The 21,675-nt window shown below is 71.2% G+C and carries 24 protein-coding genes and 1 other RNA gene; 13 read left to right on the forward strand and 12 right to left on the reverse strand.

What is annotated here, in order from left to right; all coding sequences use genetic code 11:
* Window positions 1-26: 26 nt before the first annotated feature.
* Together ACIBJC_RS23260 and ACIBJC_RS23265 are read right to left on the reverse strand one after the other, a co-directional pair.
* Window positions 27-884, reverse strand: a complete 858-nt coding sequence (locus ACIBJC_RS23260; RefSeq protein ID WP_399295411.1) for a hypothetical protein — start codon at window positions 882-884, stop codon at window positions 27-29.
* Complete coding sequence (locus ACIBJC_RS23265) at window positions 881-1,681, reverse strand: MerR family transcriptional regulator (protein WP_399295413.1); 801 nt, start codon at window positions 1,679-1,681, stop codon at window positions 881-883. Before ACIBJC_RS23265 ends, ACIBJC_RS23260 begins: the two co-directional genes overlap by 4 nt.
* Window positions 1,682-1,788: 107 nt before the next feature.
* Between ACIBJC_RS23265 and rnpB the strand changes: the two genes are divergently transcribed.
* Window positions 1,789-2,214: RNase P RNA component class A (gene rnpB, locus ACIBJC_RS23270), an RNA gene on the forward strand.
* 182 nt (window positions 2,215-2,396) lie between these two features.
* On the opposite strand, the gene ACIBJC_RS23275 is transcribed toward rnpB, so the two are convergent.
* On the reverse strand, window positions 2,397-2,747 hold the full coding sequence (locus ACIBJC_RS23275) for a type II toxin-antitoxin system Phd/YefM family antitoxin (RefSeq protein WP_399295415.1): 351 nt from the start codon (window positions 2,745-2,747) through the stop codon (window positions 2,397-2,399).
* Between the two features lie 305 nt (window positions 2,748-3,052).
* On the opposite strand from ACIBJC_RS23275, the gene ACIBJC_RS23280 reads away from it, so the two are divergent.
* From ACIBJC_RS23280 to ACIBJC_RS23290, 3 genes are all read left to right on the forward strand, one after another.
* Window positions 3,053-3,379, forward strand: a complete 327-nt coding sequence (locus ACIBJC_RS23280) for a plasmid stabilization protein (protein ID WP_399295417.1) — start codon at window positions 3,053-3,055, stop codon at window positions 3,377-3,379.
* Window positions 3,380-3,562: 183 nt separating this feature from the next.
* Window positions 3,563-4,138, forward strand: coding sequence for a Dps family protein (locus tag ACIBJC_RS23285; RefSeq protein WP_399295419.1), 576 nt, complete (start codon window positions 3,563-3,565; stop codon window positions 4,136-4,138).
* A 47-nt stretch (window positions 4,139-4,185) separates the two neighbouring features.
* Entirely contained in the window at window positions 4,186-6,660 is a 2,475-nt protein-coding gene (locus ACIBJC_RS23290) for a phosphoketolase (RefSeq protein ID WP_399295421.1), read from the forward strand.
* Between the two features lie 16 nt (window positions 6,661-6,676).
* Here the strand turns inward: ACIBJC_RS23290 and ACIBJC_RS23295 are convergent, their stop codons facing one another.
* The 5 genes from ACIBJC_RS23295 to ACIBJC_RS23315 form a co-directional block, all read right to left on the reverse strand.
* Window positions 6,677-7,114: an NUDIX domain-containing protein gene (locus ACIBJC_RS23295; protein ID WP_399295423.1), complete on the reverse strand. Its 438-nt coding sequence runs from the start codon at window positions 7,112-7,114 to the stop codon at window positions 6,677-6,679.
* Window positions 7,077-7,370 (reverse strand): SDR family oxidoreductase, encoded by a 294-nt coding sequence (locus tag ACIBJC_RS23300; protein WP_399295426.1) that lies wholly within the window; start codon window positions 7,368-7,370, stop codon window positions 7,077-7,079. The genes ACIBJC_RS23295 and ACIBJC_RS23300 overlap by 38 nt, the downstream gene beginning before the upstream one ends.
* Entirely contained in the window at window positions 7,346-7,672 is a 327-nt protein-coding gene (locus tag ACIBJC_RS23305) for a hypothetical protein (protein ID WP_399295428.1), read from the reverse strand. Before ACIBJC_RS23305 ends, ACIBJC_RS23300 begins: the two co-directional genes overlap by 25 nt.
* A 75-nt stretch (window positions 7,673-7,747) precedes the next feature.
* Entirely contained in the window at window positions 7,748-8,713 is a 966-nt protein-coding gene (locus tag ACIBJC_RS23310; RefSeq protein ID WP_399295430.1) for an LLM class F420-dependent oxidoreductase, read from the reverse strand.
* 108 nt (window positions 8,714-8,821) lie between these two features.
* Window positions 8,822-9,331 (reverse strand): DUF6328 family protein, encoded by a 510-nt coding sequence (locus tag ACIBJC_RS23315; protein ID WP_399296019.1) that lies wholly within the window; start codon window positions 9,329-9,331, stop codon window positions 8,822-8,824.
* Window positions 9,332-9,590: 259 nt separating this feature from the next.
* On the opposite strand from ACIBJC_RS23315, the gene ACIBJC_RS23320 reads away from it, so the two are divergent.
* The 4 genes from ACIBJC_RS23320 to ACIBJC_RS23335 all read left to right on the forward strand — a co-directional run bounded on the left by ACIBJC_RS23320 (window position 9,591) and on the right by ACIBJC_RS23335 (window position 12,981).
* Window positions 9,591-10,817 carry a cytochrome P450 gene (locus ACIBJC_RS23320; protein ID WP_399295432.1) on the forward strand — a complete coding sequence of 409 codons (1,227 nt, stop codon included), beginning with the start codon at window positions 9,591-9,593 and terminating at the stop codon, window positions 10,815-10,817.
* 72 nt (window positions 10,818-10,889) lie between these two features.
* Window positions 10,890-12,110, forward strand: coding sequence for a cytochrome P450 (locus ACIBJC_RS23325; RefSeq protein WP_399295434.1), 1,221 nt, complete (start codon window positions 10,890-10,892; stop codon window positions 12,108-12,110).
* 2 nt (window positions 12,111-12,112) lie between these two features.
* Window positions 12,113-12,763, forward strand: a complete 651-nt coding sequence (locus ACIBJC_RS23330) for a TetR/AcrR family transcriptional regulator (protein ID WP_399295436.1) — start codon at window positions 12,113-12,115, stop codon at window positions 12,761-12,763.
* 17 nt (window positions 12,764-12,780) lie between these two features.
* Window positions 12,781-12,981 (forward strand): ferredoxin, encoded by a 201-nt coding sequence (locus tag ACIBJC_RS23335; protein ID WP_399295438.1) that lies wholly within the window; start codon window positions 12,781-12,783, stop codon window positions 12,979-12,981.
* Between the two features lie 98 nt (window positions 12,982-13,079).
* On the opposite strand, the gene ACIBJC_RS23340 is transcribed toward ACIBJC_RS23335, so the two are convergent.
* Window positions 13,080-13,853, reverse strand: coding sequence for an SDR family NAD(P)-dependent oxidoreductase (locus ACIBJC_RS23340; RefSeq protein WP_399295440.1), 774 nt, complete (start codon window positions 13,851-13,853; stop codon window positions 13,080-13,082).
* Window positions 13,854-13,989: 136 nt separating this feature from the next.
* Between ACIBJC_RS23340 and ACIBJC_RS23345 the strand changes: the two genes are divergently transcribed.
* From ACIBJC_RS23345 to ACIBJC_RS23365, 5 genes are all read left to right on the forward strand, one after another.
* A complete protein-coding gene (locus ACIBJC_RS23345) occupies window positions 13,990-14,517 on the forward strand; it encodes a MarR family winged helix-turn-helix transcriptional regulator (RefSeq protein ID WP_399295442.1) in 528 nt (175 codons plus the stop codon).
* A 69-nt stretch (window positions 14,518-14,586) separates the two neighbouring features.
* On the forward strand, window positions 14,587-15,312 hold the full coding sequence (locus tag ACIBJC_RS23350; RefSeq protein ID WP_399295444.1) for a response regulator transcription factor: 726 nt from the start codon (window positions 14,587-14,589) through the stop codon (window positions 15,310-15,312).
* A 44-nt stretch (window positions 15,313-15,356) separates the two neighbouring features.
* Window positions 15,357-16,577 carry a histidine kinase gene (locus tag ACIBJC_RS23355; RefSeq protein WP_399296020.1) on the forward strand — a complete coding sequence of 407 codons (1,221 nt, stop codon included), beginning with the start codon at window positions 15,357-15,359 and terminating at the stop codon, window positions 16,575-16,577.
* The gene (locus tag ACIBJC_RS23360) at window positions 16,565-17,245 is read left to right on the forward strand and encodes a response regulator (RefSeq protein ID WP_399295446.1); all 681 of its coding nucleotides are present in this window, start codon (window positions 16,565-16,567) and stop codon (window positions 17,243-17,245) included. The genes ACIBJC_RS23355 and ACIBJC_RS23360 overlap by 13 nt, the downstream gene beginning before the upstream one ends.
* A gap of 141 nt (window positions 17,246-17,386) precedes the next feature.
* Complete coding sequence (locus tag ACIBJC_RS23365) at window positions 17,387-17,896, forward strand: hypothetical protein (RefSeq protein WP_399295448.1); 510 nt, start codon at window positions 17,387-17,389, stop codon at window positions 17,894-17,896.
* A gap of 31 nt (window positions 17,897-17,927) precedes the next feature.
* Here the strand turns inward: ACIBJC_RS23365 and ACIBJC_RS23370 are convergent, their stop codons facing one another.
* From ACIBJC_RS23370 to ACIBJC_RS23380, 3 genes are all read right to left on the reverse strand, one after another.
* Window positions 17,928-18,740: a pectate lyase gene (locus ACIBJC_RS23370; protein WP_399295450.1), complete on the reverse strand. Its 813-nt coding sequence runs from the start codon at window positions 18,738-18,740 to the stop codon at window positions 17,928-17,930.
* Window positions 18,741-18,812: 72 nt separating this feature from the next.
* Window positions 18,813-20,642, reverse strand: a complete 1,830-nt coding sequence (locus ACIBJC_RS23375) for a rhamnogalacturonan lyase (RefSeq protein WP_399296022.1) — start codon at window positions 20,640-20,642, stop codon at window positions 18,813-18,815.
* 248 nt (window positions 20,643-20,890) lie between these two features.
* Window positions 20,891-21,670 carry a Clp protease N-terminal domain-containing protein gene (locus ACIBJC_RS23380; protein ID WP_399295452.1) on the reverse strand — a complete coding sequence of 260 codons (780 nt, stop codon included), beginning with the start codon at window positions 21,668-21,670 and terminating at the stop codon, window positions 20,891-20,893.
* Window positions 21,671-21,675 lie beyond the last annotated feature (5 nt).

Below are 21,675 nucleotides of genomic sequence, written 5' to 3' on the forward strand. Positions count from 1 at the left end.
GGGTCCCCTCTCCGCCCCGCCCGCCCTCACCCCCGTACCCCCGGACTCGGCGGCAGCGCCTGCCTGACCGCCTTCACCAGCTCCTCAGGACGGTCGGCGTGGAACCGGACCACCCGCGCCCGGCCCGTCGCACCGAGCGGCCGTACGAAGAGGACGGGCGCCGACAGCTCCACCCGTACGGTCGTCTGGCTGCCCACGACGAGATCCAGCACCCCGCCTCCGTCCTCGCCCTCCTTCGCGGGGGTGTACTGGAGGAGCCCGCCGTCCGGGAAGCGCCGGTCGGCCCGTACGGAGACGATGTCGGCCGCCGGGATCCGCAGGTCGAAGAGGGTGCCGTAGCGGATCCTCAACGAGCCGTCGGCGCCCACGACATGGGGCCGGGTCACACAGCCCGCGTGCAGCCCCAGCACCATCAGCACCGTGTACACGTCCAGCACAAGTACGATCAGATGCACCAGCGGCCAGGGGATCAGCAGGGCCAGTGCCACCGTCTCGACGACGGCGACGAACAGCAGCCCGTAGAGCATCGCCGTCTGCGGTCCGGTGTACGGAACCGGGAGATCGGCCTCGCCCACCCCGTGCGTACGCCGCGCGGTCCAGCGCACGAGGCTGCCCCAGCTCCGTATCTCCTGGGCGGTCAGCCGCCGTACGGGGGTCGGCACGGCGGTGCGGACGGCCGCGGCCAGCGCGTCCCGGCGCCCGGTGCCGGAGCGCCGCGCCGCGGCGTAGTGGCGGCGCAGGATCAGCGCCTCCATGACGACGAGGACGAGTACCACCGCCTCGGCGGCGAGAAGCAGGGGCGTGGGGAGGGACACCCCGGCGAGCAGGCAGACGATCAGGCCGATCTCGCACACGGGTACGGCGAACCACGCAACGCGCTTCACGACGCCCGCCCCCGCTCCTGCGCCCGCTCCCGTACCCGCCGCGCCAGCGCGTCCATGGTCAGGCGTACGGCCTCGGCCTGGGCCGGGCTGTACTCGGCGAGCAGGGCGTCCCCGAACCCGTCGAGGGACGGGCCGTCGCCGTCCGGTATCGCGGCCAGGATCTCGTCGGTCGCGAGCGCGCTCAGGTCGTCCGCGAGAGGCGCGATCCGGGGGTCGTCGGGCGGGGCGTCGGCGAGTTCGTCGAGCCGCCGGTAGAGGTCGAGGGTCTCCGGGGCGGTGGCGAGGGCGTGCAGCGCGTCGTAGAAACCCCCGGCGCCCTCGCCCTCGCCCCCGATCGCGCCGTCGCCGCTCTCCTCGCCGTACCGGTCGAGCAGGACGAGCAGCGTACGGTCCGTGGCGGCGGCGGGGGAGTCGACGGCGGGCAGGGAGTGCAGGAACCGCGCGAGCCCGGGGGAGAGCGGCCCGTCGGCGGTCGGTGGCGACTCCATCAGCTCGGCGAGCCGGCGCCGGCGCTCCCGGATCTTCGCCTCCTGCCGGGCCAGATCGTCGTCCAGTTCGCTCAGCACCTCGGCGAGTTCGCGCCCGGCGTCGTCGGCGAGAACGTCCCGCGCCTCGTCCAGGGAGAGCCCCAGCTCGGTCAGCCGCCGGATCCGGGCGAGGAGAACGGCGTCCCGTACCGAGTAGTCCCGGTAACCGTTGGGCCGCCGCGCGGGCTCGGGCAGCAGGCCCACGTGGTGGTAGTGGCGCACCGCACGGGAGGTGACCCCGACGAGCGCGGCGATCTCGGCGATTCTCATGGGCTCAGTACAAACCCTGACGTCGCGGCAAGGTCAAGCCGCGACCACGAGGTCAAGCCGCGACCACGGGTGGTGGCCCGGCCGGGTACGATGGCCAGCACGGCAGACGAGCCGGGCGGACGGCCGCGTCAAGATCTTCGATCTTGCCGAGGAACGTCCGGACTCCACACGGCAGGGTGGTGGGTAACGCCCACCCGGGGCGACCCGCGGGACAGTGCCACAGAAAACAGACCGCCGGGGCTGTGCTCTTCTGAAGAGGACGGCCCAGGTAAGGGTGAAACGGTGGTGTAAGAGACCACCAGCGTCCGGGGTGACTCGGACGGCTCGGTAAACCCCACCCGGAGCAAGGTCAAGAGGGGTCGTCGTTCCGCGAGGAACGGCGTCCCTGCGCGGACGATCGAGGGCTGCCCGCCCGAGTCCGCGGGTAGACCGCACGAGACCGGCGGCAACGCCGGTCCTAGATGGATGGCCGTCTCCCCGGCCGCCGCGAGGCGACCGAGCGACAAAATCCGGCGTACAGCCCGACTCGTCTGCCGCCTTCCCCGCCACCTGCGGCTTTGCCTTGGAAAGAGCCACGGGGCGGGACATGGACCCGGTCGGGGTCACGGGCGTCAGCTCGTGGTGACCAGCTCGTCGAGCATCTGCTCCATCAGATTGCTGTCACCGATACCGAGCTTGTTGCGCAGCACACCGTTGGGCATGGCGTACGGATCGTTCACCCTGCCCGCCGCTCCGACGTCTGTCGGTGGCGGGCGACCGCGCGGGCGACAAGGGTGTCCGCGTCGAGGTCGCCCTTTACGTACGCCTCGGTGTCGCGGTCGGAGGCAGGGGAGGCATGGAGCCCCTCGGCCTCGATGGAGCCGGTGGCCGAGGCGACGGCCGCACGTCGTGCCGCTCGGCCGCTCAGCGCCTCGAAGGCATCGACGGACAGGAGGACGCCCTGGGGCTTGCGGTGGGCGCCGATCAGAATCGGGTCGGCATCCGCGCCGGACTCCGACAGGTCGGTCAGGATCCGCGACAGTCTCGCGCGTGCGTCGCTGACGGTCACGACCTCAGGAATCTCCATGCTGTCACCGTACCTGTATAGAGGCTTGATTCTGTACAGATTCTAGTACGGATCCCGGGGAGTGGCCCACGGGTGGCCCTGACTCGTCCGGCCGTCTCCCTGTGGCGGGTCCGGGTCCGGGCGCGTGGAGTGGTGGCAGGACCCCGTCGGGCCCCGTCCACGCTGCCCGTGATGTGAGAACCCGCGCGTCGTGGGTACGCGCAACGGACGCCGGAGTCACGCCCCGGAGTCACGACGCCGGGAGGGGATCCGTACCACCCCAGGCGAGCCCGCGCACGGGCCGCCCGACCGTGAGGAGAAGTGTCATGCCGAGTGGTTCCAGCTCCAAGCGCGAGCGTCAGTACGAGCACATCAAGGAGGGCGCCGAGAAGCGCGGCACCTCACCCGGGCGCGCGAAGGAGATCGCGGCGCGGACGGTGAACAAGGAACGGGCCAGGGCGGGGGAGTCCAGGACCGCGAGCAGGACATCCCTGCGCGACCCCAAGTCGGCCTCGCAGCGCGGCGGTCAGCGTTCGCACAGCGGGGCCCAGGGGCCCACGAGGGATCAGCTCTACGCCGAGGCCAGGAAGCGTGGTGTCGAGGGCCGTTCCTCGATGACCAAGCAGCAGCTCGCCCGCGCGCTCGGCCGCTGACCTGGGGGTGTTCCGGCTGATGGTCCCGGTACGGCTTCCAGATGGTCCCGGTACGGCTTCCACACGGAGGCACCGGCCAGGACCGGTGCGGAGCCGGCCGGTGCCCGGCGCGGTGTTTGGGCCGGCGAGCCCGTGGTACCCGATGGGGCGGAACCGACAGAGGCCGACAAGAAGGGAAACCTCATGACATCGGAGAACGACCCGCGGTACACCGTTCCGGGTATGACGGCCTCGGAGGGCGGAGAGACCATCCAGTTGCTGCGGATGCGGCTGCACGCCCTCAACGATCTCGCCCTGACCCTCAAGCATGTCCACTGGAACGTCGTCGGGCCGCACTTCATCGCGGTGCACGAGATGCTGGATCCGCAGGTGGACGCCGTCCGCGGCATGGTCGACGAGACCGCCGAGCGCATCTCCACCCTCGGCGGCTCGCCCGCCGGTACCCCGGGCGCCCTGGTCAGGGAGCGCGGCTGGGACGACTACGCCGTCGGCCGCGCCGAGGCCATCGAGCATCTCGGGGCCCTGGACGTCGTGTACTCCGGCATCGTCGCCGATCACCGGCGGGCGGTCGACGCGGTCGACAAACTGGACCCGGTCACCCAGGACCTGCTGATCCAGCACCTCCGTAGCCTGGAACTCTTCCAGTGGTTCATCCGGGCGCACCTGGAGAACGCCGGTGGCGGGCTGAGCACCCGGAGCCAGACCACCGAGGCCGCTGCCGCCGAGGCGGCGGGCAGGCAAGCACTCCGACAGCCTTGACCGAAACCGCGGCCTTCCGGCCTCCGGCCTCAGCAGGAGAGACGAGCATGCGCGAGGACAGTGTGGGCACCGGGAACCGGACGGCCGGAGCACGGACGACGGCCGGTGAACCGGCGGCCGGTGAACCGGCGGCCGGTGAACCGGCGGCCGGTGAACAGGTGGTCGGTGAGCTGACGGCCGGGGAGCTGGCGGCGCTCGACGCGCACTGGCGCGCCGCGAACTATCTGGCCGTCGGCCAGATCTATCTGAGGGCCAACCCGCTGCTCCTGGAGCCGCTGGCGCCGGAGCACATCAAGCCCCGGCTGCTCGGCCACTGGGGGACCTCCCCCGGCCTCAACCTCGTGCACACCCATCTCAACCGGCTCATCACGGCGCGGAACATCGACGCGCTGTGCGTCTGGGGGCCCGGCCACGGCGGCCCCGCCGTCCTGGCCAACTCCTGGCTGGAGGGCACGTACTCCGAGACGTATCCGGATGTGAGCCGGGACCGGGCGGGAATGGAGCGGCTGTTCCGGCAGTTCTCGTTCCCGGGGGGCGTGCCCAGCCATGTCGCCCCCGAGACCCCGGGATCGATCCACGAGGGCGGTGAACTGGGCTACTCGCTCGCCCACGCCTACGGAGCCGCGCTGGACCACCCCGATCTGCTGGTCGCCTGTGTGATCGGCGACGGGGAGGCGGAGACAGGACCGCTCGCCGGTTCCTGGCACGCGAACAAGTTCCTCGACCCGGTGCACGACGGCGCCGTCCTGCCGATCCTGCATCTCAACGGCTACAAGATCGCCAACCCGACCGTGCTCGCCCGGCTGCCGCAGGCCGAACTCGACTCCCTGCTGCGCGGTTACGGACACGAACCCCTTTATGTCACCGGCGACCAGCCGTCCGCCGTCCACGCCGCCATGGCCGCGGCGATGGACCGCGCCGCCGACCGTATCGCCGAGATCCAGCACGCCGCCCGCGACGGCGCGGAGACCGGGCGGCCCGCCTGGCCCGTGATCGTGCTCCGTACGCCCAAGGGGTGGACGGGCCCCGCGGAGGTCGACGGGCTGCCGGTGGAGGGGACCTGGCGTGCGCACCAGGTCCCGTTGAGCGGTGTCCGGGACAACCCCGATCACCTGCGCCAACTGGAGGCGTGGCTGCGCTCGTACCGCCCCGACGAGCTGTTCGACGCGACGGGCGCCCCCCGTCCCGCCGTACTCGAACACGTTCCTGAGGGGACCCGCAGGCTGGGCGCGACCCCGTACGCCAACGGCGGTCTGCTGCTGCGGGAGCTGCCGGTCCCGCCGCTGGAGCGGTACGCGGTACGGGTGGACAGGCCCGGTACGGCCGTCCATGAACCGACCCGGGTGCTCGGCCTCCTGCTGAAGGACATCATGGAGGCCACCAGGGGGCGGCGGGACTTCCGGGTCGTGGGCGCCGACGAGACCGCCTCGAACCGGCTGGAAGCGCTCTACGACGCCACGTCCAAGGCGTGGCAGGCCGGGACGCTCGACACGGACGAGCATCTCGCCCGCGACGGGCGGGTGATGGAGGTGCTCTCCGAACATCTCTGCCAGGGCTGGCTGGAGGGGTATCTCCTGACCGGCCGCCACGGGCTGTTCTCCAGCTACGAGGCGTTCGCCCATATCGTCGACTCCATGGTCAATCAGCACATCAAGTGGCTGCGGACCTCGCGGCGGCTGCCCTGGCGCCGCCCCATCGCCTCCCTCAACTACCTTCTGACGTCCCATGTCTGGCGCCAGGACCACAACGGCTTCTCGCACCAGGACCCCGGCTTCGTGGACCATGTCCTGAACAAGAGCCCCGAGGTCGTACGGGTCTATCTGCCGCCGGACACCAACACGCTCCTCTCCGTCGCCGATCATGTGCTGCGCAGCCGTGATTACGTCAATGTGATCGTGGCCGGCAAACAGCCCGGCTTCGACTGGCTCACCCTGGACGAGGCCCGCGCGCACTGCGCGCGGGGCGCGGGGGTCTGGCCGTGGGCCGGTACGGAGGACGGCTCCCGGGAACCGGACGCCGTGCTGGCCTGCGCCGGGGACGTCCCCACTCTGGAGACCCTGGCCGCCGCCGACCTGCTGCGTCGTCATCTGCCGGAGCTGTCCGTACGCGTGGTGAACGTCGTGGACATGGCACGGCTCCTGCCGCACGACGAACACCCGCACGGGATGACGGACTCCGAGTACGACGCCGTGTTCACCACCGACAAGCCGGTGATCTTCGCGTACCACGGCTACCCCTGGCTGATCCACCGTCTCGCCTACCGCCGCAGGGGCCACGCCCACCTCCACGTACACGGCTACAAGGAGGAGGGGACGACCACCACCCCGTTCGACATGGTGGTCCGCAACGACCTCGACCGCTACCGGCTGGTCATGGACACCATCGACCGGGTGCCGGGGCTCGGCGTCCGGGCCGTCGCCGTACGGCAGGCCATGGCGGACGTACGCACCCGCCACCACGCCTGGATCCGCGAGCACGGCACGGACCTGCCCGAGGTGGCCGACTGGACCTGGTCCGGCTGACCCCGTGCTCGAAGGCTCAGAGCGATGCCTCGCCTCCGAGGCTTCCGGCGCTGACGGCTCCCCGCAGGACGTGGGCGATCTCCTCAGGCGTGAGGTCGATGCCGTCGAGCCCCGCCACGGTCAGCGGGATCTCCTCCAGCGCGTATGCGCCGCGACCCCCGGCGCTGAACTCGGGACCGGTCCGGTCATCGAAGGACCAGGTCGCGATGCGAGCGAGGTAGAAGAGCTGACGCTCGTCGTCGGACTCCATCGTGTGGAGGAGGCGGATGATGTCGGCCTTCCCCGCGATCTCCTCGTGGATCTCCCGGTGGAGGGCGGCCTCCCGGGAGTCGTCGCCGGGTTCGACGCCGCCGCCGGGCAGTACCCAGTACTCGGGGATGTCGGGCTTGGTGCGGCGGATGACCAGCATCGTGTCGTCAGCGGTGACGAGGACGGCGCGGACTCGTTCGATCATGTCTGTCTCCTTGCCTGTCGACGGTCTCAGTGCGGCAGCCGGCGCCGTCGACGTGGACCGATTGTCCGGTGATGAACGAGGCGGAGGGGCCCGCGAGGAACGCCACCAGGGCCGCGACATCCTCGGGCCGGCCCCTGCGTGGTACGCAGTGGCGTTTGATCTGGTCGTCCGGGCGCGCCCGCCACCTGGCCGTCCGCCACCTCACCCAGGCGGTGACTCCTGGGCCGCCCACTACTCCCCCGGCCGGTGGGCCCACGATCCGGCATGATCCTCTCCCGTCTCGGCAACCTCGACGCTGCCGAGGAACATCTCCACCTGGCCCTCGACATCCACGGCCTCGACCGCCGCCGCACCCGCGCCATCGTCCTCGCCGACCTCGGCGGCGTCCGCCTCCGCCGAGGCGACGTCGGCGGAGCCATGGCCACCTGGCGCGGCTTCCTCGACTGCGCCGACGGCATCCGCTCGGTGAAGGTCCAGGCCGCCCTCCAGGACCTGCCGCCTTCGGCGGTACAGCGGAGTGCCGGAGGCCCAGGAACTCCGCGAGCAGGCAGCGCACATCGCAGGCTGACGTGGCGACCGCGCCTGCCGGAGCGCCGGTCGCTGGGGGGCCGGGTGATTCTGAGGCTCAGAGCCTCAGAGCGCGCGCAGGGCGGGCAGCAGGGTCTTCTCCGACCAGGCGAGGAACGGTTCCTGGTGGTCGCCGCCGATCTGGATCAGCGCGATCTCCGTGAAGCCCGCCTCGATGTACGGCTTCACCGCCTCGGTGAAGACGTCCGGGTCGCTGCCGCACGGAATGGCCTCGGCGATGTCCTCGGGGCGTACGTGTGCGGTGGCCCCGGCGAACGCGGCCGGGTTGGGCAGTTCGGAGTTGACCGGCCAGGGGCCGACCGACCAGCGGAACTGGTCGTGGGCGCGGGCGACGGCCGCGGCCCTGTCGGTGTCGTAGCAGACCGGGAGCTGACCGACCTTCGGCTTTCCCGTACCGCCGTGCGCGTCGAACGCCTGGAGGAGTTCACCCCTGGGTTCGGTGGCGATCACCAGATCGGCCAGCCGCCCGGCGAGTGAGCAGGAGCGCTCCCCCGAGACCGCGATGCCCAGCGGCGGCGGCTCGTCGGGGAGGTCCCACAGTTTGGCGTTGTCCACCTCGAAGTGGGCGCCCCGGTGGTGCACGGTGCCGCCGGCGAACAGGGCACGGATGATCCCGACCGCCTCTTCGAGCATCCCGATCCTGGTCGGCGCTGAGGGCCAGCCGCCACCGACCACATGCTCGTTGAGCTGCTCGCCCGAGCCGAGGCCCAGGCGGAACCGGCCCTCGGACAGCAACTGCATCGTCGCGGCCTTCTGCGCGATCACCGCCGGGTGGTACCGCCTGGTCGGGCAGGTCACGTACGTCATGAGCGGGATGCGCGAGGTCGCCTGGGCCGCCGCTCCCAGGACGCTCCAGGCGTACGGGGAGTGCCCCTGGGAGTCGAGCCAGGGGGAGGAGTGGTCCGAGGTCACGGAGAAGTCGAACCCGGCCCGCTCGGCACCGACGACATGTTCCACGAGCGCGCGCGGGCCCGCCTGTTCCGTCATCATCGTGTATCCGAATTGTGGCATGTGGGGCGTTTAGCCGGTCCCTTGGGAACGGAAACCTCGCGCGGCGAACGGGCGCGTCCACATGGCGCGCCACGGTTTCCGGCCGTGCTCACGGGTCCCCGGCCCTGCTCACGGGGTGGCGGTGTGGCGGAAACGGACCCAGAGCGGCAGCACGAACCAGCAGAGCAGATACCAGGCGACCACCCCGGAGACGATCCACGGTACGTACGGGTCATGACCGGCCACGCGGAGCACCAGGAAGAGCGCGCAGGTCAGCGTCGCGAGAAGGAGCACTATGCCGGCGAAGGTGAGCCGGGAGGCCCAGGCGACGGCCTGCGGTTTGATCCGGCGCCCCGAGACGATCCGGTGCAGCGCGACCGGGCCGATCAGCGCGCCGGTGGCCAGGGCGCCGCACACGACGGTGACGAGGTACGTGTTCTTGTCCGTCGCCCCCAACTCCTGGAAGTGCGGGGTGAACACCACCGTGAGCAGGAAGCCGAAGAGGATCTGCACGCCGGTCTGGGTGACTCGGATCTCCTGGATGAGTTCATGCCACTGCCGGTCCGCCCGCTCGTCCTCGGTCTCCGCCCGTCCCCGGTTCGGTCGGTCGGCCGTACCGCCCTCGTGCCTGGTCACGATTGCCTCCTCCGCCTCGTCTCCGAAGCCGCGCGGTGACCCCGGTCGCCGCGCGGCGGGCGCTCGCCGGACCTCGCCCCATCGTGCACCAGGTGCCCGCTCCGGCCCGGACGACGCCTCGGACGGCATGCCGTGGCTCGGGCCGGTGGCCGGATCGGGTGGGTGACGCGCGCGGATTTAAGTCACTTGCTTGACTCGGGTTACGGGATGGGATTGCCTGATCACACCGGAAGGACGGCTTCCGAGGAGAGTTGAGGGATCGATGACCAGCACGCTGAACCCGTCGGACGAGCACCAGAGCGCCCTGCCGGGATTTCCGATGGAACGGGCCGCGCGCTGCCCGTTCGACCCGCCCCCGGAGCTGCGGGACGCCCAGCAGGAGGGGCCGCTCGCGAAGGTGCGGCTGTGGGACGGCAGCACTCCGTGGCTGGTCACCCGCTACGCCGACCAGCGCGCCCTGCTCGGCGACCCGCGGCTCAGCGCCGACATCACCCGGCCCGGCTACCCGAGCAGCGCCCCCGTCACCGGCAACGCGTCGATCGGGTTCATCCTGATGGACGACCCCGAGCACGCCCGGCTGCGGCGGATGGTCGCTGCGCCGTTCGCCTTCAAACGCGTGGAGGCGATGCGCCCCGCCGTACAGAAGATCACGGACGAGCTGATCGACGGCCTGCTGGCCGGCCCCACCCCGGTCGACCTCGTCCAGACGTTCGCCCTGCCGCTGCCCTCGCTCGTGATCTCGGAACTGCTCGGGGTGCCGTACGGCGACCACGAGTTCTTCCAGGAGAGCAGCAAGGTCCTCATCAACCGCGACGTGACACCGGAGGAGCGGGCCGCCGCGTCGGGGGCGCTGATCCGCTATCTCGACGAGCTGATGAGCGAGAAGATCGCCCACCCCACCGACGACCTGCTGTCCGGACTGGTCGCGAAGGTCGAGGCCGGTGAGCTGACCCGCGCAGAGGTGGCCCAGATGGGCGTCCTCCTGCTGATCGCCGGGCACGAGACGACCGCGAACATGATCGCGCTCGGCACGCTCGCCCTGCTGGAGAACCCCGGCCAGCTTGCCCTGCTGCGCGACACCGACGACCCGGCGCTGGTCGCCTCGGCGGTGGACGAGCTGCTGCGCTACCTCAACATCACGCACAACGGGCGGCGCCGGGTGGCCCTGGAGGACATCGAGGTCGCCGGGGAGGTGATCCGCGCGGGCGAGGGCGTCATCGCGCCCAACGACATCGCCAACCGGGACCCCGACGTGTTCGAGGACCCCGACCGGCTCGACCTCCGGCGCGACGCCCGCCGCCACCTGGCCTTCGGCTTCGGGGTGCACCAGTGCCTGGGCCAGACACTGGCCCGGATGGAGCTCCAGGTCGCGTACAGCACCCTCTACCGGCGCATTCCCGGGCTGCGGCTGGCCGGCGAGATCGAGAAGGTCCCGTTCAAGCACGACGGGTCCGTCTACGGCGTGTACGAACTGCCCGTGGCCTGGTGATCGCCTCTCGCCCTTTCCGAACCCTTCCCACCGCTCTTCCCCCGACCGTTCTTCCCTGACCGAGGAGACACGATGAGCAACAATGAGGCCGACCAGGTCCACACCTACCCGATCCCCAACGACGCGCCGCTGGACCCGCCGGCCGAGTGGGCGGCGCTGCGGCAGGGGTGCCCGGTGGCCAGGGTGAAGCTGCCCAGCGGGGACGAGGCGGCGCTGCTGACGCGGTACGACGACGTCAAACAGGTGCTGTCCGACCCGCGGTTCAGCCGGCAGCTCGACGCCGCGGACGCGGCCCGGATCTCCGACACCGAGTCGGGCGGGCTCTTCAACAGCGAGATGTCGGCCACGATCCCGCAGAGCGGCGCGGGGCACCAGCAGTGGCGGCGGCTGGTCGGGAAGTGGTTCACGGCCAAGCGCATGGCCGCGCTCCGCCCCGGCATCGAGGCGATGGCCGACCGGCTCATCGACGAGATGGTGGCGAGCGGCCGGCCGGCCGACCTGAAGGCCGCGCTGGGCTTCCCGCTGCCGGTGTGGGTGATCTGCGACCTGCTCGGGGTGCCCGAGACGGACCGCGACAGGTTCTCCCACTGGTCCGACTCGCTGCTCAACCTCACCCGTTACACGGACGAGGAGGTCGAGAGGGCGCACCACGAGTTCTCCGACTACATGGCGGGCCATGTCGCCGCCAAACGGGCCGAGCCGACCGACGACCTGCTCTCCGAGCTGATCGTGGCCACCGGCGCCGACGGTTACCGGATGTCCGACAAGGAACTGGTCGCCACCGGACTGGGACTGCTGCTCGCCGGCCACGAGACGACGGCCAACCAGATCGGCAAGATGGTCGCCATGCTGCTGGGCGACCGGCGGCTCTGGGAGCAGTTGCTCGCCGACCGGTCGCTGGTCCGCTCGGCGGTGGAGGAGGCGCTGCGGCTGGACGCCAGCGGGGGACTCGGCCTGCCGCGATACATTGGCGAGGACACCGAGATCGGCGGGGTTCTGGTGCCGCGCGGTACCACCGTGATGTGCAACATGAGCGCGGCCAACCGGGACGAGCGGGCCTTCGACCACGCCGAGAAGATGGAGCTCGGCCGCACCCCCAACGTCCATCTGGCGTTCGGCTCCGGGGCACACTCGTGCCTGGGACAGGCACTGGCCCGCACCGAGTTGCAGGCTGTCCTGGACGTACTGCTGCGCCGGCTGCCCACGCTGCACCTCGCTGTCACGGTGGAAGAACTGCCCAAGCTCGAAGGCCTGATGGTCGGCGGCTTGCGCGAGGTACCAGTGAGATGGTGAACATGGCAGGCAGGACGGTGCGGGCCGAACAGGTCAGCGCGACACGGGAGTCGATCCTGACCACGGCGGAGCGGCTGTTCGCCGAGCGCGGGGTGTACGCGGTCTCCAACCGGCAGGTCAGCGAGGCCGCGGGCCAGGGCAACAACGCCGCGGTCGGCTACCACTTCGGCACCAAGGCCGATCTGGTGCGGGCGATCGCGCGCAAGCACGCCGCGCAGATCGAACGGGCCAGGGAGCGGCGGCTCGCCGACGCCGGTGACTCCACCGACGTCCGCGTCTGGGTGACCTGCCTGGTGTATCCGATGACGGAGCACCTGGAGGCGCTGGGCAGCCCCACCTGGTACGCGCGGTTCTGCGCCCAGGCGATGACCGACCCCGCGCTGCGCGACACCGTGATCGACGAGTCGTTGACGTCCCCGGCGCTCCAGGGGATCGTGGACGGCTTCAACCGCACCCTGCCCGACCTGCCCGCCGAGGTGCACGCCGAGCGCGGACTGATGGCACGGCATCTGATGGTCCACATGTGCGCGGAGCGTGAACGGGCGCTGGCCGAGGGGGCGGGCACGGTCCGCTCCTGCTGGCACGACGCCGCCACCGGCCTGGTCGACGCTCTCGTCGGCATGTGGCTGGCGCCCGCCACGCACCGCCCGTAGCCGAGGGAGGAACGACCGTGAAGGTAACCGTCGACGAGGACAAGTGCTGCGGCGCCGGTACGTGTGTGCTGCTGGAGCCCGCGGTGTTCGACCAGCGGGACGACGACGGCGTCGTCATCCTGCTCGAACCGGAGCCGGCCGCGGAGCTGTGGCCGACGGTCCGGGAAGCCGCCACCGTCTGCCCGGCCGCCGCGATCTCGGTGGCGGAGAGCGAGTGATCCCGAGCGGGTGATCCGCGGCGGGTGAGCAGGCCCGGTCCGGGGCGGGGACGTTCGGTTCGAACGTCTCCGCCCCGGATCAGTCCCCCCTCCCGGGCTCAGATCGCGGACCAGCCGTTGTCCACGGGCAGGACGGCCCCGTTGATGTTGCTCGCGGCGTCCGAGGCGAGGAAGACGATCGCCGCGGCCTGCTCCTCCGCCTCGGCCACCTTGCCCGCGAGACGGAGGTACGGGGCGAGGGTGGCCGGCCCCTCGGCCTCGCTCCTGGCGTCGACCTGGATGTGGGTCGCGGTGGCGCCGGGCGCGATGGCGTTGGTACGGATGCCCCGCGTCCGGTACATCACGGCGAGCGACTTGGTCAGCCCGACGACGCCGTGCTTGGAGGCGGTGTAGGCGGCTCCGGCGGCGCTGCCGCGCAGACCGGCCTCGGACGCGGTGAAGACGATCGCGGCGCCGCCCGCGGCGCCCGCCGTCAGCAGGTGCGGCAGGGCGGCGCGGGTCAGCACGAAGGGTGCCGTCAGGTTGACCCCGATGACCCGCTCCCACTCGGCGTCGTCTGTCTCGCCCAGCGCCGACATGCGGTCCATGACACCGGCGTTGTTCACCAGGACGTCCAGCCCGCCGAAGCTCTCCACGGCCGTGGCGACGACCTGCTCCGCCACCTTCTGGTCGCTCAGGTCGCCGACGACCGCGACGGCCGTCCCGCCCGCTGCCGTTATCGCCTCGACGGTCCCGTCGGCGCCTTCCTGGTTCAGGTCCGCGACCAGGATCTGTGCGCCCTCCCTGGCGAAGTGGAGGGCCGCGGCGCGGCCGATCCCCGATCCCGCTCCGGTGACGACGACACTGCGCCCCTGAAGGCCGGTGCTGCTCATGAGGTGCCCGCTTTCTTCCTACGGATACGGTCGGGTGGACCTGAGCGCGCGCGATACGGTGAGCGCCCGCTTGGTTGAGTCAGGCAAGCACGTTTGAGTTACTTGAGTCAAGCAAGCAGATGATAAACTGGTGCACATGCCCACACCGCCGCACACCGCCGTCCCCGGCCCCGTTCCCGTCCCCGTCTCGACCGACATCATCGAGATCGAACGGGCCCTCACCCACATCTCGTACCTGACCAACCGGGTCCGGCAGCACGAGCGCCTCATGGCGCTGGCCGGTGTCTCACTGGACCGCGCCGCCGTCGCCCTCCTGCGGGCGATGGCCGACTCCGACGCCCTGCGCCCCGGCGAGCTGGCCGTCCGGCTCGGTGTCGAGGCGTCGCACATCACCCGGCAGGTGCAGCAGTTGCAGAAGTCCGGTTACGTGACCCGCGTCCCGGACCCGGACGACCGCCGGGCCCAGCGCGTCCAGCTCACCCCGGTCGGCCGGGACGCGATCGGCCGGATCCGCGACGCGAGCCGCCGGGGCATGGAGATGGCCCTGGAGGAGTGGTCGCCCGAGGAGCTCCACCAGCTCGCCGTCCTCTTCAACCGGATGGTCGACGACTTCCTCAGCCATGCCGTCGACGAGGAGGACACCGGGCCGGAGCCCACCGCCTGACCGGGCGGGACGCACCCCATGGCGGCGCACGAATCGGTGGCACGCGAGCCCTACACGAATGGTCGGTCCATGTACGGGAATGTCGGTGGGAGACCGTTCAGTGAGAGACCGTTGTCGGCCCGCGGGGCCGGGCGGCGGGTCCTGATCGTCGGCGACGACCCCGGAACGGTCGAACTGCTCTCGACCACCATGGAACTCGCGGGCTTCCGCACCGGAACGGCCGGCTCCGGCCAGGAGGCGCTGTCACGGCTCGGGGAACAGCCCGCCGATCTGGTCGTCGTCGACCTGACCATGCGCGACCTGAAGCACGTCAGCGGCTACCCCAGCCTCCCCGCCGCCGACCGCCCGCCCCTGCTCTTCCTCGCCGCCCTGGACTCCCTCGACTCGCTGGCCCCCGGGCTGGGCACGGGCGCCTCCGACTACGTCACCAAGCCGTTCCGTATCGCCGAGGTCCTGGCCAGGGCCGAGACACTGCTGCGCGTCCGCAGCGCCGAGGGGCCCCGGGCCGGGGCGCCTCGCTACGGTGACCTCACCCTGGACGACGCCACCTGCCGGGCCCGGCGCGGCCGGCGCACGCTCGACCTCACCCCCGCCGAGTACCGGCTGCTGCGCCACCTCCTGGTCCACGCGGAACAGGTCCTCTCCAAGGAGCAGATCCGCCGGCACGTCTGGGGCGAGGACCGCGCCGACAACGCCATCGAGAAGCTGGTCTCCCGTCTGCGGCGCAAGGTCAACCAGGAGGATCCGCCGCTGATCCACACCCGCAAGGGCTTCGGTTACTGGCTCGGCCACTGAGCGCCGCCCCCCCCGGATCTGTAGGAACTGCTGAAATGAGCCCCATGCGGACGACGGTGCGACAGGCGGCGCGGGCCACGGTCCAGCTCGCCGGGGCCGCGGTGCTGGCCTTCGGCTCGTACCTCTTCGTCGCCGTGCTGCTGTTCACGGCCACCGTCACCCTCCTGCTGGTCGGCGCCGGGATACTGCCCGAGACGGTGCTGCTGGTACGCCGGATGGCGGGGTCCAAGCGGCGCCAGGTGGCCGCGTGGACGGGCCGGGAGATCCCCGAGGCGTACCTCCCCGTCACGGGGACGCTCCGGACGCGCCTGCGGACGGTGGTCCGCGACCCCGGCACCTACGCCGACCTGCGCTGGATGGCCGCCCACTACGTGTACGGCTGCCTCGCGTACCTGGCGGTCCCGCTGTGGGTGGCGGGCCTGCTCGTGGACGGTGTGCGGTGCGGGCTGCTGCGCCGCGAGGCGGTCGTCCTGCCGCTGATCGGCCGCCTCGCGGATCTCGACGCCACCTGGTCGACCGCCCTGCTCAAGCCCTCGCCGAAGGCGCGGCTCGCCGAGCGCGTCGAGGTGCTGACCGAGACCCGGGCGGGCGCGATCGCCGCGCACGGCGCCGAACTGCGCCGGATCGAACGGGACCTGCACGACGGCACCCAGGCGCGGCTCGTGTCGCTGTCCATGCGGATCGGCCTCGCGAAGCGGATGTACGACGGCGACCCGGTGGCCGCCCGCAAGCTCCTGGACGACGCGCAGGACCAGGCGGAGGAGGCGCTGACGGAGCTGCGCCATGTCGTACGCGGCATCCACCCGCCGATCCTCACCGACCGCGGTCTCGCCGGGGCCGTACGGGCGCTCGCCGCGAGCAGCGGGCTCGACGTGAGTGTCACGGTGACCGATCTGGCGGACGGGCACCATGGAAGTGACGCGCGAGACGGGGCGAGGGCCCCGGCGGCGGTCGAGGCCGCCGCCTACTTCGTCGTCGCGGAGGCCCTGACCAACGCGGCCCGGCACAGCGGCTCCGACCGGGCCGAGGTCCGGCTCGACCGTACGGTGACGGGGCTGCGGGTGCGGGTGCGCGACGAGGGCAGGGGCGGCGCCGAGAACGCCCTCGCGAGCCCGGCGTCCGCCGCCGCCTCCGGTCTGGAGCCGGGCGGGTCGGGGCTGCTGGGACTGCGGCGCCGGGTCGCCGCGCTGGACGGAACCGTGGTGGTCACCAGCCCCGTCGGGGGCCCGACCCTGATCGAAGTGGAGTTGCCGTGCGTGTGGTGATCGCCGAGGACCATGCCCTGCTGCGGGAGGGGCTCGTCCTGCTGCTCTCCTCCGCCGGGCACGAGGTCGTGGCCGTGGCGGGCAGCGGGCCCGAAGTCGTGCCGGCGCTGCTCGAACACCGTCCGGACATCGCCGTGCTCGATGTCCGGATGCCTCCGGGCTTCCGCGACGAGGGCCTGCGCGCGGCGCTCACGGCGCGCGAGGAGATCCCCGGGCTGCCGGTGCTGGTCCTCTCGCAGTACGTGGAGGAGTCGTACGCCGCCGAGCTGCTGGGCGGCGGGGCGCGGGGCGTCGGCTATCTGCTCAAGGACCGGGTGGGCCGGGTCGACGAGTTCCTGGACGCGCTGGACCGGGTCGCGGCCGGTGGCACGGCGCTCGACCCCGAGGTGGTGACCGAACTCCTCACCCGCCGCCGGGACTCGCCCCTCGACTCGCTGACGCCGCGCGAGCGCGAGGTCCTGAAGCTGATGGCCGAGGGCCATGACAACACCACCATGGCCACCACGTTGGTCGTCACGGAACGGGCCGTGAGCAAACACATCGGCAATGTGTTCCTGAAGCTGGGGCTGCCGCCGAGCGACAGCGGACACCGCCGGGTGCAGGCGGTGCTCACGTATCTCAACAACGTGCCCCGCCGCCCCGACACGGGGGCGCCGCACCGCGGTTGAACGCATCGTATGGGAACGCGCCGTGTTGAACGCAACGCATTGAACGCACACGCCGCCGTGTACGTATGCGTGGGCGTGATACGCCTTCTTCCGCACAGGCCGCAACCGCTCTACCCCTCACGCCCCGGGCCCCGTCCGGTGGTGGCGGGGCTGATCGCCGCGGGGGTGCTGCTGCTCGCCGGATGCGGGGGCGGCGGCACCGACCAGGACCCGGACCAGGGCAAGGACCGGAGCACGGCGCAGGGCAAGGGCTCGGCGGATCCCGAGCGGCCCGCCGCCTCCGTCTCGCCGTCACCCCGGCCCGCCACGGTGGAGCAGCTCGCCGCCGCCGTCGGCTGTGAGGCCCAGATCAGGATGACGGTGGAGGACTACCGCCAGGGGGTCTGCAAGAAGGGCGAGACCGCCTACACGCTCATCAGCTTCACCACCGACAAGGGCAAGCGTGAGTGGGTCGACTACGCGCAGATGTACGGCGGTGCCTATCTGATCGGCACGCGGTGGGTGATCGGCACGAACGAGACGCAGTCCGTCGAGGCCGCCAGGAGCAAGCTCGGCGGCGCGGTCGAGGAGGGCGAGGGGTACGCCTCCTCCGGCACCGGTAACGGTACGGGGACCGGAACCAGCACCGGAGAAGACGTCTACCGCCCCTGAGGGCAGGCCTTCCTGTTACCCGGCCACCTGCCTACCTGTAGGTGAGGTCCGAGGTGGCGTACTTGCAGTACGTGCTGTCCGGGCCCGTGCCGTTCTTCGTCGGCTCGGCACCGGTGTTGTTGCCGATGTACTTCTGGCACGGCACGATCTTCTTGCTGCTGTCCCCGACGATGGTGATGCCCCGCAGGGTCAGCGAGTCACCGTAATTGGTGTTGATCCCGCCGATGACCCCGCCGGGCGCGGTGATCTCGGTGTTGGTGACGTTGATCGTGCGCTTGTACTGGGAGGAGCAGTTTCCGCAGGAGCGGACGAACGTCTTGAAGTCCTGCCCGGCGAAGTTGGAGACGTTCAGCGTGCCGCCGCCGTTGAACTGGAAGATCTTGTCCCCGGCCTTGCGCGCGCCGCCGCCGACCACGTTGAACGTCTTGCCGGTGCCCCGGAAGGTGGCCGCGTCCTCGCCGACGTCCTCCCACCAGATGTTCTGGAGCGTGCAGCTCCCGGAGCAGTGGATGCCGTCGGAGGCGGGCGCGCCGATGATGACGTTCTTCAGGGTCGCGCCGTCGGCGAGCTTGAACAGCGGCTCCTGGTTCTCGTCCTGGCCGCCGGAGCCGAGGTCGCCGGTGCCGTAGTAGCGCTTCATGCCGCCGTCGACGGTGCCGCTGATCGGCTTGGTCGCGCCCACGGCCTCGCTGCCGTTGGCCGACGGCCAGGTGGCCGCCATCGCGGACGGCAGGGTCAGGCCGGAGGTCAGCGCGCCGACGGTGAGGGCGACGGCGCCGAGGCCGCCGGTGATCATCCGGCGCTTCCTGACGCTGAGTTGCTTGCCGTGCTGCTGGTCACTCATACGGAGATGTCTCCTTGTGTGGGGAGTTGCGGGGAATTGCTGGGGAGTTGCCCCCGAGGGGTGTCGTGCGGTTCAGGGGGTGGTGATGACCGGACGGGGCGGGGTCGGCATGTTGTTGCCGATGAAGAAGCTGGGGTGCGGCGGCTGGTTGTACGCCGTGTTCTGCCAGGCCAGCGCCGTCCGGTACATCCGGTCGTGGAGCAGTGTGGTGATCTTGCGGTCGGTCAGGTGCGGTGTGGAGTAGACCCGCAGCGCCGTGTTGTCGGCGGTGGGCCAGACGACTTCCTCGCGCCAGTCGCCGAGGATGTCGCCGGAGAGCGAAGGGGTCGCCTTCGTCCCGTTGTTGGAGTGCACACCGGAGGCGGTCAGCAGCCGGGTGTCACCGGACGTGCCGTACTTGTCGATGCGGGTGGCGTCGAGCAGTTCGCGCACCGGGTCGCCGTCCCACCAGGCCAGGAAGTTGGACGAGGACGGCTTGCGGCCCAGGGCGGCGCCGCCGGTGCCGCGCAGCGAGCCGTCGGCCGCCGACCAGGACTCGGCGCCGGGGCTGCCGGCCCAGATGTCGCCGGACACCCCGCGGCCGTTGTCACCGGAGGCCGGGGTCGACCAGAGGACCTGTCCGGTCCTGGCGTCCGCGAAGTACGACGACGGCTTCGTGGACTCCTCGTCCACCTTGAAGTACTCCAGCCCCGGGCGGGACGGGTCGAGGTCGCCGAGGTGGGCCGCGTCGCCGTGGCCGTTCTTCGTCGTCCACAGCCCCGAGCCGTTGTCGTCGACGGCCATCGAGCCGTAGACGATCTCGTCCCGGCCGTCGGCGTCCACGTCACCGATGGTCAGGGCGTGGTTGCCCTGGCCGTCGTACCCCTTGCCGGTGTTGGTGGAGCTGTTGGTGTCGAACGTCCACTTACGGGTGAGCTGCCCGCCGGTGAAGCTCCAAGCGCTGATCACGGTACGGGTGTAGTAGCCGCGCGCCATGATCAGGGAGGGGGTGGCGCCGTCCAGATAGGCGGTGCCGGCCAGGAAGCGGTCCACGCGGTTGCCGTACGAGTCGCCCCACGAGGAGACGGTGCCGCGCGGCGGCACGTAGTCGACGGTCGAACGCACCGCGCCCGTCTGCCCGTTGAACACGGTCAGGTACTCGGGCCCGGCCAGTACGTAGCCGGAGGAGTTGCGGTGGTCGGCCGAGGCGCTGCCGATGGCTTTGCCCGTGCCGTCGACCGTGCCGTCGGCGGTCTTCATGGCGACCTCGGCCTTGCCGTCGCCGTCGTAGTCGAAGACCTGGAACTGCGTGTAGTGCGCCCCGGAGCGGATGTTGCGGCCGAGGTCGATGCGCCACAGCCGCTGGCCCTGGAGTGTGTAGCCGTCGACGATCGTGTTGCCGGTGACACCGGACTGCGAGTTGTCCTTGGCGTTGGTGGGCTGCCACTTCAGGACGATGTCGAGGTCGCCGTCGCCGTCGAGGTCACCGACGGAGGCGTCGTTGGCCTCGTACGTGTAGCCGGAGCCGCCCGGCGGCACCGAGATCGGTATGTCGAGATAGCCGGGCCGGAACTGCGTCGCGCTGGGCGAGCCGGCCTGCTCCGTACCGTTCACGACGGCCCGCACGGTGTAGTCCGCCGAGTTGGGCGCGTCCTTGTGCAGGTAGTTCGTGGTGGTGATCGGCTCGGTGTTGACCTTGGCGGAGCCGCGGTAGAGGTTGAACGTGACGTTGTCGGCGTCGGTCGCCAGCCACCGCCAGCTCACCAGGTTGTCGTTGCCGGTGTGCACGCTCACCAGACCGCGGTCGAGGCGCTCCATGCGTACGGCGGCGGCGAGTCGGGAGTCCCCTGCGTTCCGTGCGTTCCGTGCGTCGGCGGACGGCGCCGGGTCGGCGGCCTGTGCGGGTGTCGCCACGGGGGACATGAGGGCGGCGACGACCGCGCCGGCCGGAGCGAGCACGGCCAGCGGCTTCCAGCCGCGGGCACGCGGGCGTGAACTGCCCGGGGGTGGGGGTCTGAACCGCACGGAATCCTCCAGAGGGGGTGGGGGGTTGGGGCCCCTGTGTTCTCTGGTCGCCGCCGGTACGGGAAAGGTTGCCGCCGCGCGTCGGGAAAGTTTCGACGGCGCGACGGCAACCCCCGGGAGGCCGTTCTCCCCGCCTACTTCTGCGGCTACTCCTGCGGCTTCTCGGCCTGCCGGGCGGTGGCCGCGACGATCGCGGCCAGTGCTTCGGTGATCTCGGTCTCCGAGGCGGTCTTGTCGATGCCCGCCTCGTGGAGGATCCCCGTACCGTCCTCGAACTCCAGCAGCGCCAGCAGGATGTGCTCGGTCCCGATGTAGTTGTGGCCCAGCCGCAGCGCCTCGCGGAAGGTCAGCTCCAGCACCTTCTTCGCCCCCGCGTCGAACGGCACCAGCGAGGGCGTCGTCTCGGCCCGGGCCGGCAGCGCCGCCGTCGCCGCCTGGCGGACGGTGTCCAGCGGCACGCCCTGGGCGACGATCGCCCGCGCGGCGAGGGTGTCCGGCAGGCTGACCAGGCCGAGCGCGAGGTGCGCGGTGCCGATCTCGTCGTTCCCGGCGGCGTGCGCCTCGTTCTGCGCGGCCACCACGGCGCTCTTCGCGCCCGGGGTGTACCGGCCGAACCCCTCGTTCGGGTCGGGGGCCGACATCTCGCCGGGGGCCTTCGGTACGAAGCGCTTCTGGGCGGCCTGCTTGGTGACGCCCATGCTGCGGCCGATGTCGGTCCAGGAGGCCCCGGAGCGCCGGGCCTGGTCCACGAAGTGGCCGATGAGGTGGTCGGCCACCTCGCCGAGGTGGTCGGCGGCCACGACCGCGCTGGTGAGCTGGTCCAGCGTGTCGGAGTGGACCTTCTTGATGCCTTCGATCAGGTCGTCGAGGCGGACGGGGTTGGTGATCTGAAGGGGCTTCTGGGTGGGGTTCCCTGGATTCTCCATGTCGT

This window comes from Streptomyces sp. NPDC050509, assembly GCF_044457965.1.
GTDB lineage: Bacteria > Actinomycetota > Actinomycetes > Streptomycetales > Streptomycetaceae > Streptomyces.

Excerpts from the sequence above, each read along its gene's own strand:
- ACIBJC_RS23370 (WP_399295450.1), bottom strand. The coding sequence starts at position 18,740 with ATGAGTGACCAGCAGCACGGCAAGCAACTCAGCGTCAGGAAGCGCCGG.
- ACIBJC_RS23340 (WP_399295440.1), bottom strand. The coding sequence starts at position 13,853 with ATGAGCAGCACCGGCCTTCAGGGGCGCAGTGTCGTCGTCACCGGAGCG.
- ACIBJC_RS23310 (WP_399295430.1), bottom strand. The coding sequence starts at position 8,713 with ATGCCACAATTCGGATACACGATGATGACGGAACAGGCGGGCCCGCGC.
- ACIBJC_RS23265 (WP_399295413.1), bottom strand. The coding sequence starts at position 1,681 with ATGAGAATCGCCGAGATCGCCGCGCTCGTCGGGGTCACCTCCCGTGCG.
- ACIBJC_RS23345 (WP_399295442.1), top strand. The coding sequence starts at position 13,990 with ATGCCCACACCGCCGCACACCGCCGTCCCCGGCCCCGTTCCCGTCCCC.
- ACIBJC_RS23320 (WP_399295432.1), top strand. The coding sequence starts at position 9,591 with ATGACCAGCACGCTGAACCCGTCGGACGAGCACCAGAGCGCCCTGCCG.
- ACIBJC_RS23375 (WP_399296022.1), bottom strand. The coding sequence starts at position 20,642 with ATGTCCCCCGTGGCGACACCCGCACAGGCCGCCGACCCGGCGCCGTCC.
- ACIBJC_RS23330 (WP_399295436.1), top strand. The coding sequence starts at position 12,113 with ATGGCAGGCAGGACGGTGCGGGCCGAACAGGTCAGCGCGACACGGGAG.
- ACIBJC_RS23380 (WP_399295452.1), bottom strand. The coding sequence starts at position 21,670 with ATGGAGAATCCAGGGAACCCCACCCAGAAGCCCCTTCAGATCACCAAC.
- ACIBJC_RS23290 (WP_399295421.1), top strand. The coding sequence starts at position 4,186 with ATGCGCGAGGACAGTGTGGGCACCGGGAACCGGACGGCCGGAGCACGG.
- ACIBJC_RS23355 (WP_399296020.1), top strand. The coding sequence starts at position 15,357 with ATGCGGACGACGGTGCGACAGGCGGCGCGGGCCACGGTCCAGCTCGCC.
- ACIBJC_RS23280 (WP_399295417.1), top strand. The coding sequence starts at position 3,053 with ATGCCGAGTGGTTCCAGCTCCAAGCGCGAGCGTCAGTACGAGCACATC.
- ACIBJC_RS23285 (WP_399295419.1), top strand. The coding sequence starts at position 3,563 with ATGACATCGGAGAACGACCCGCGGTACACCGTTCCGGGTATGACGGCC.
- ACIBJC_RS23295 (WP_399295423.1), bottom strand. The coding sequence starts at position 7,114 with ATGATCGAACGAGTCCGCGCCGTCCTCGTCACCGCTGACGACACGATG.
- ACIBJC_RS23305 (WP_399295428.1), bottom strand. The coding sequence starts at position 7,672 with ATGTGCGCTGCCTGCTCGCGGAGTTCCTGGGCCTCCGGCACTCCGCTG.
- ACIBJC_RS23350 (WP_399295444.1), top strand. The coding sequence starts at position 14,587 with ATGTACGGGAATGTCGGTGGGAGACCGTTCAGTGAGAGACCGTTGTCG.
- ACIBJC_RS23325 (WP_399295434.1), top strand. The coding sequence starts at position 10,890 with ATGAGCAACAATGAGGCCGACCAGGTCCACACCTACCCGATCCCCAAC.
- ACIBJC_RS23275 (WP_399295415.1), bottom strand. The coding sequence starts at position 2,747 with ATGGAGATTCCTGAGGTCGTGACCGTCAGCGACGCACGCGCGAGACTG.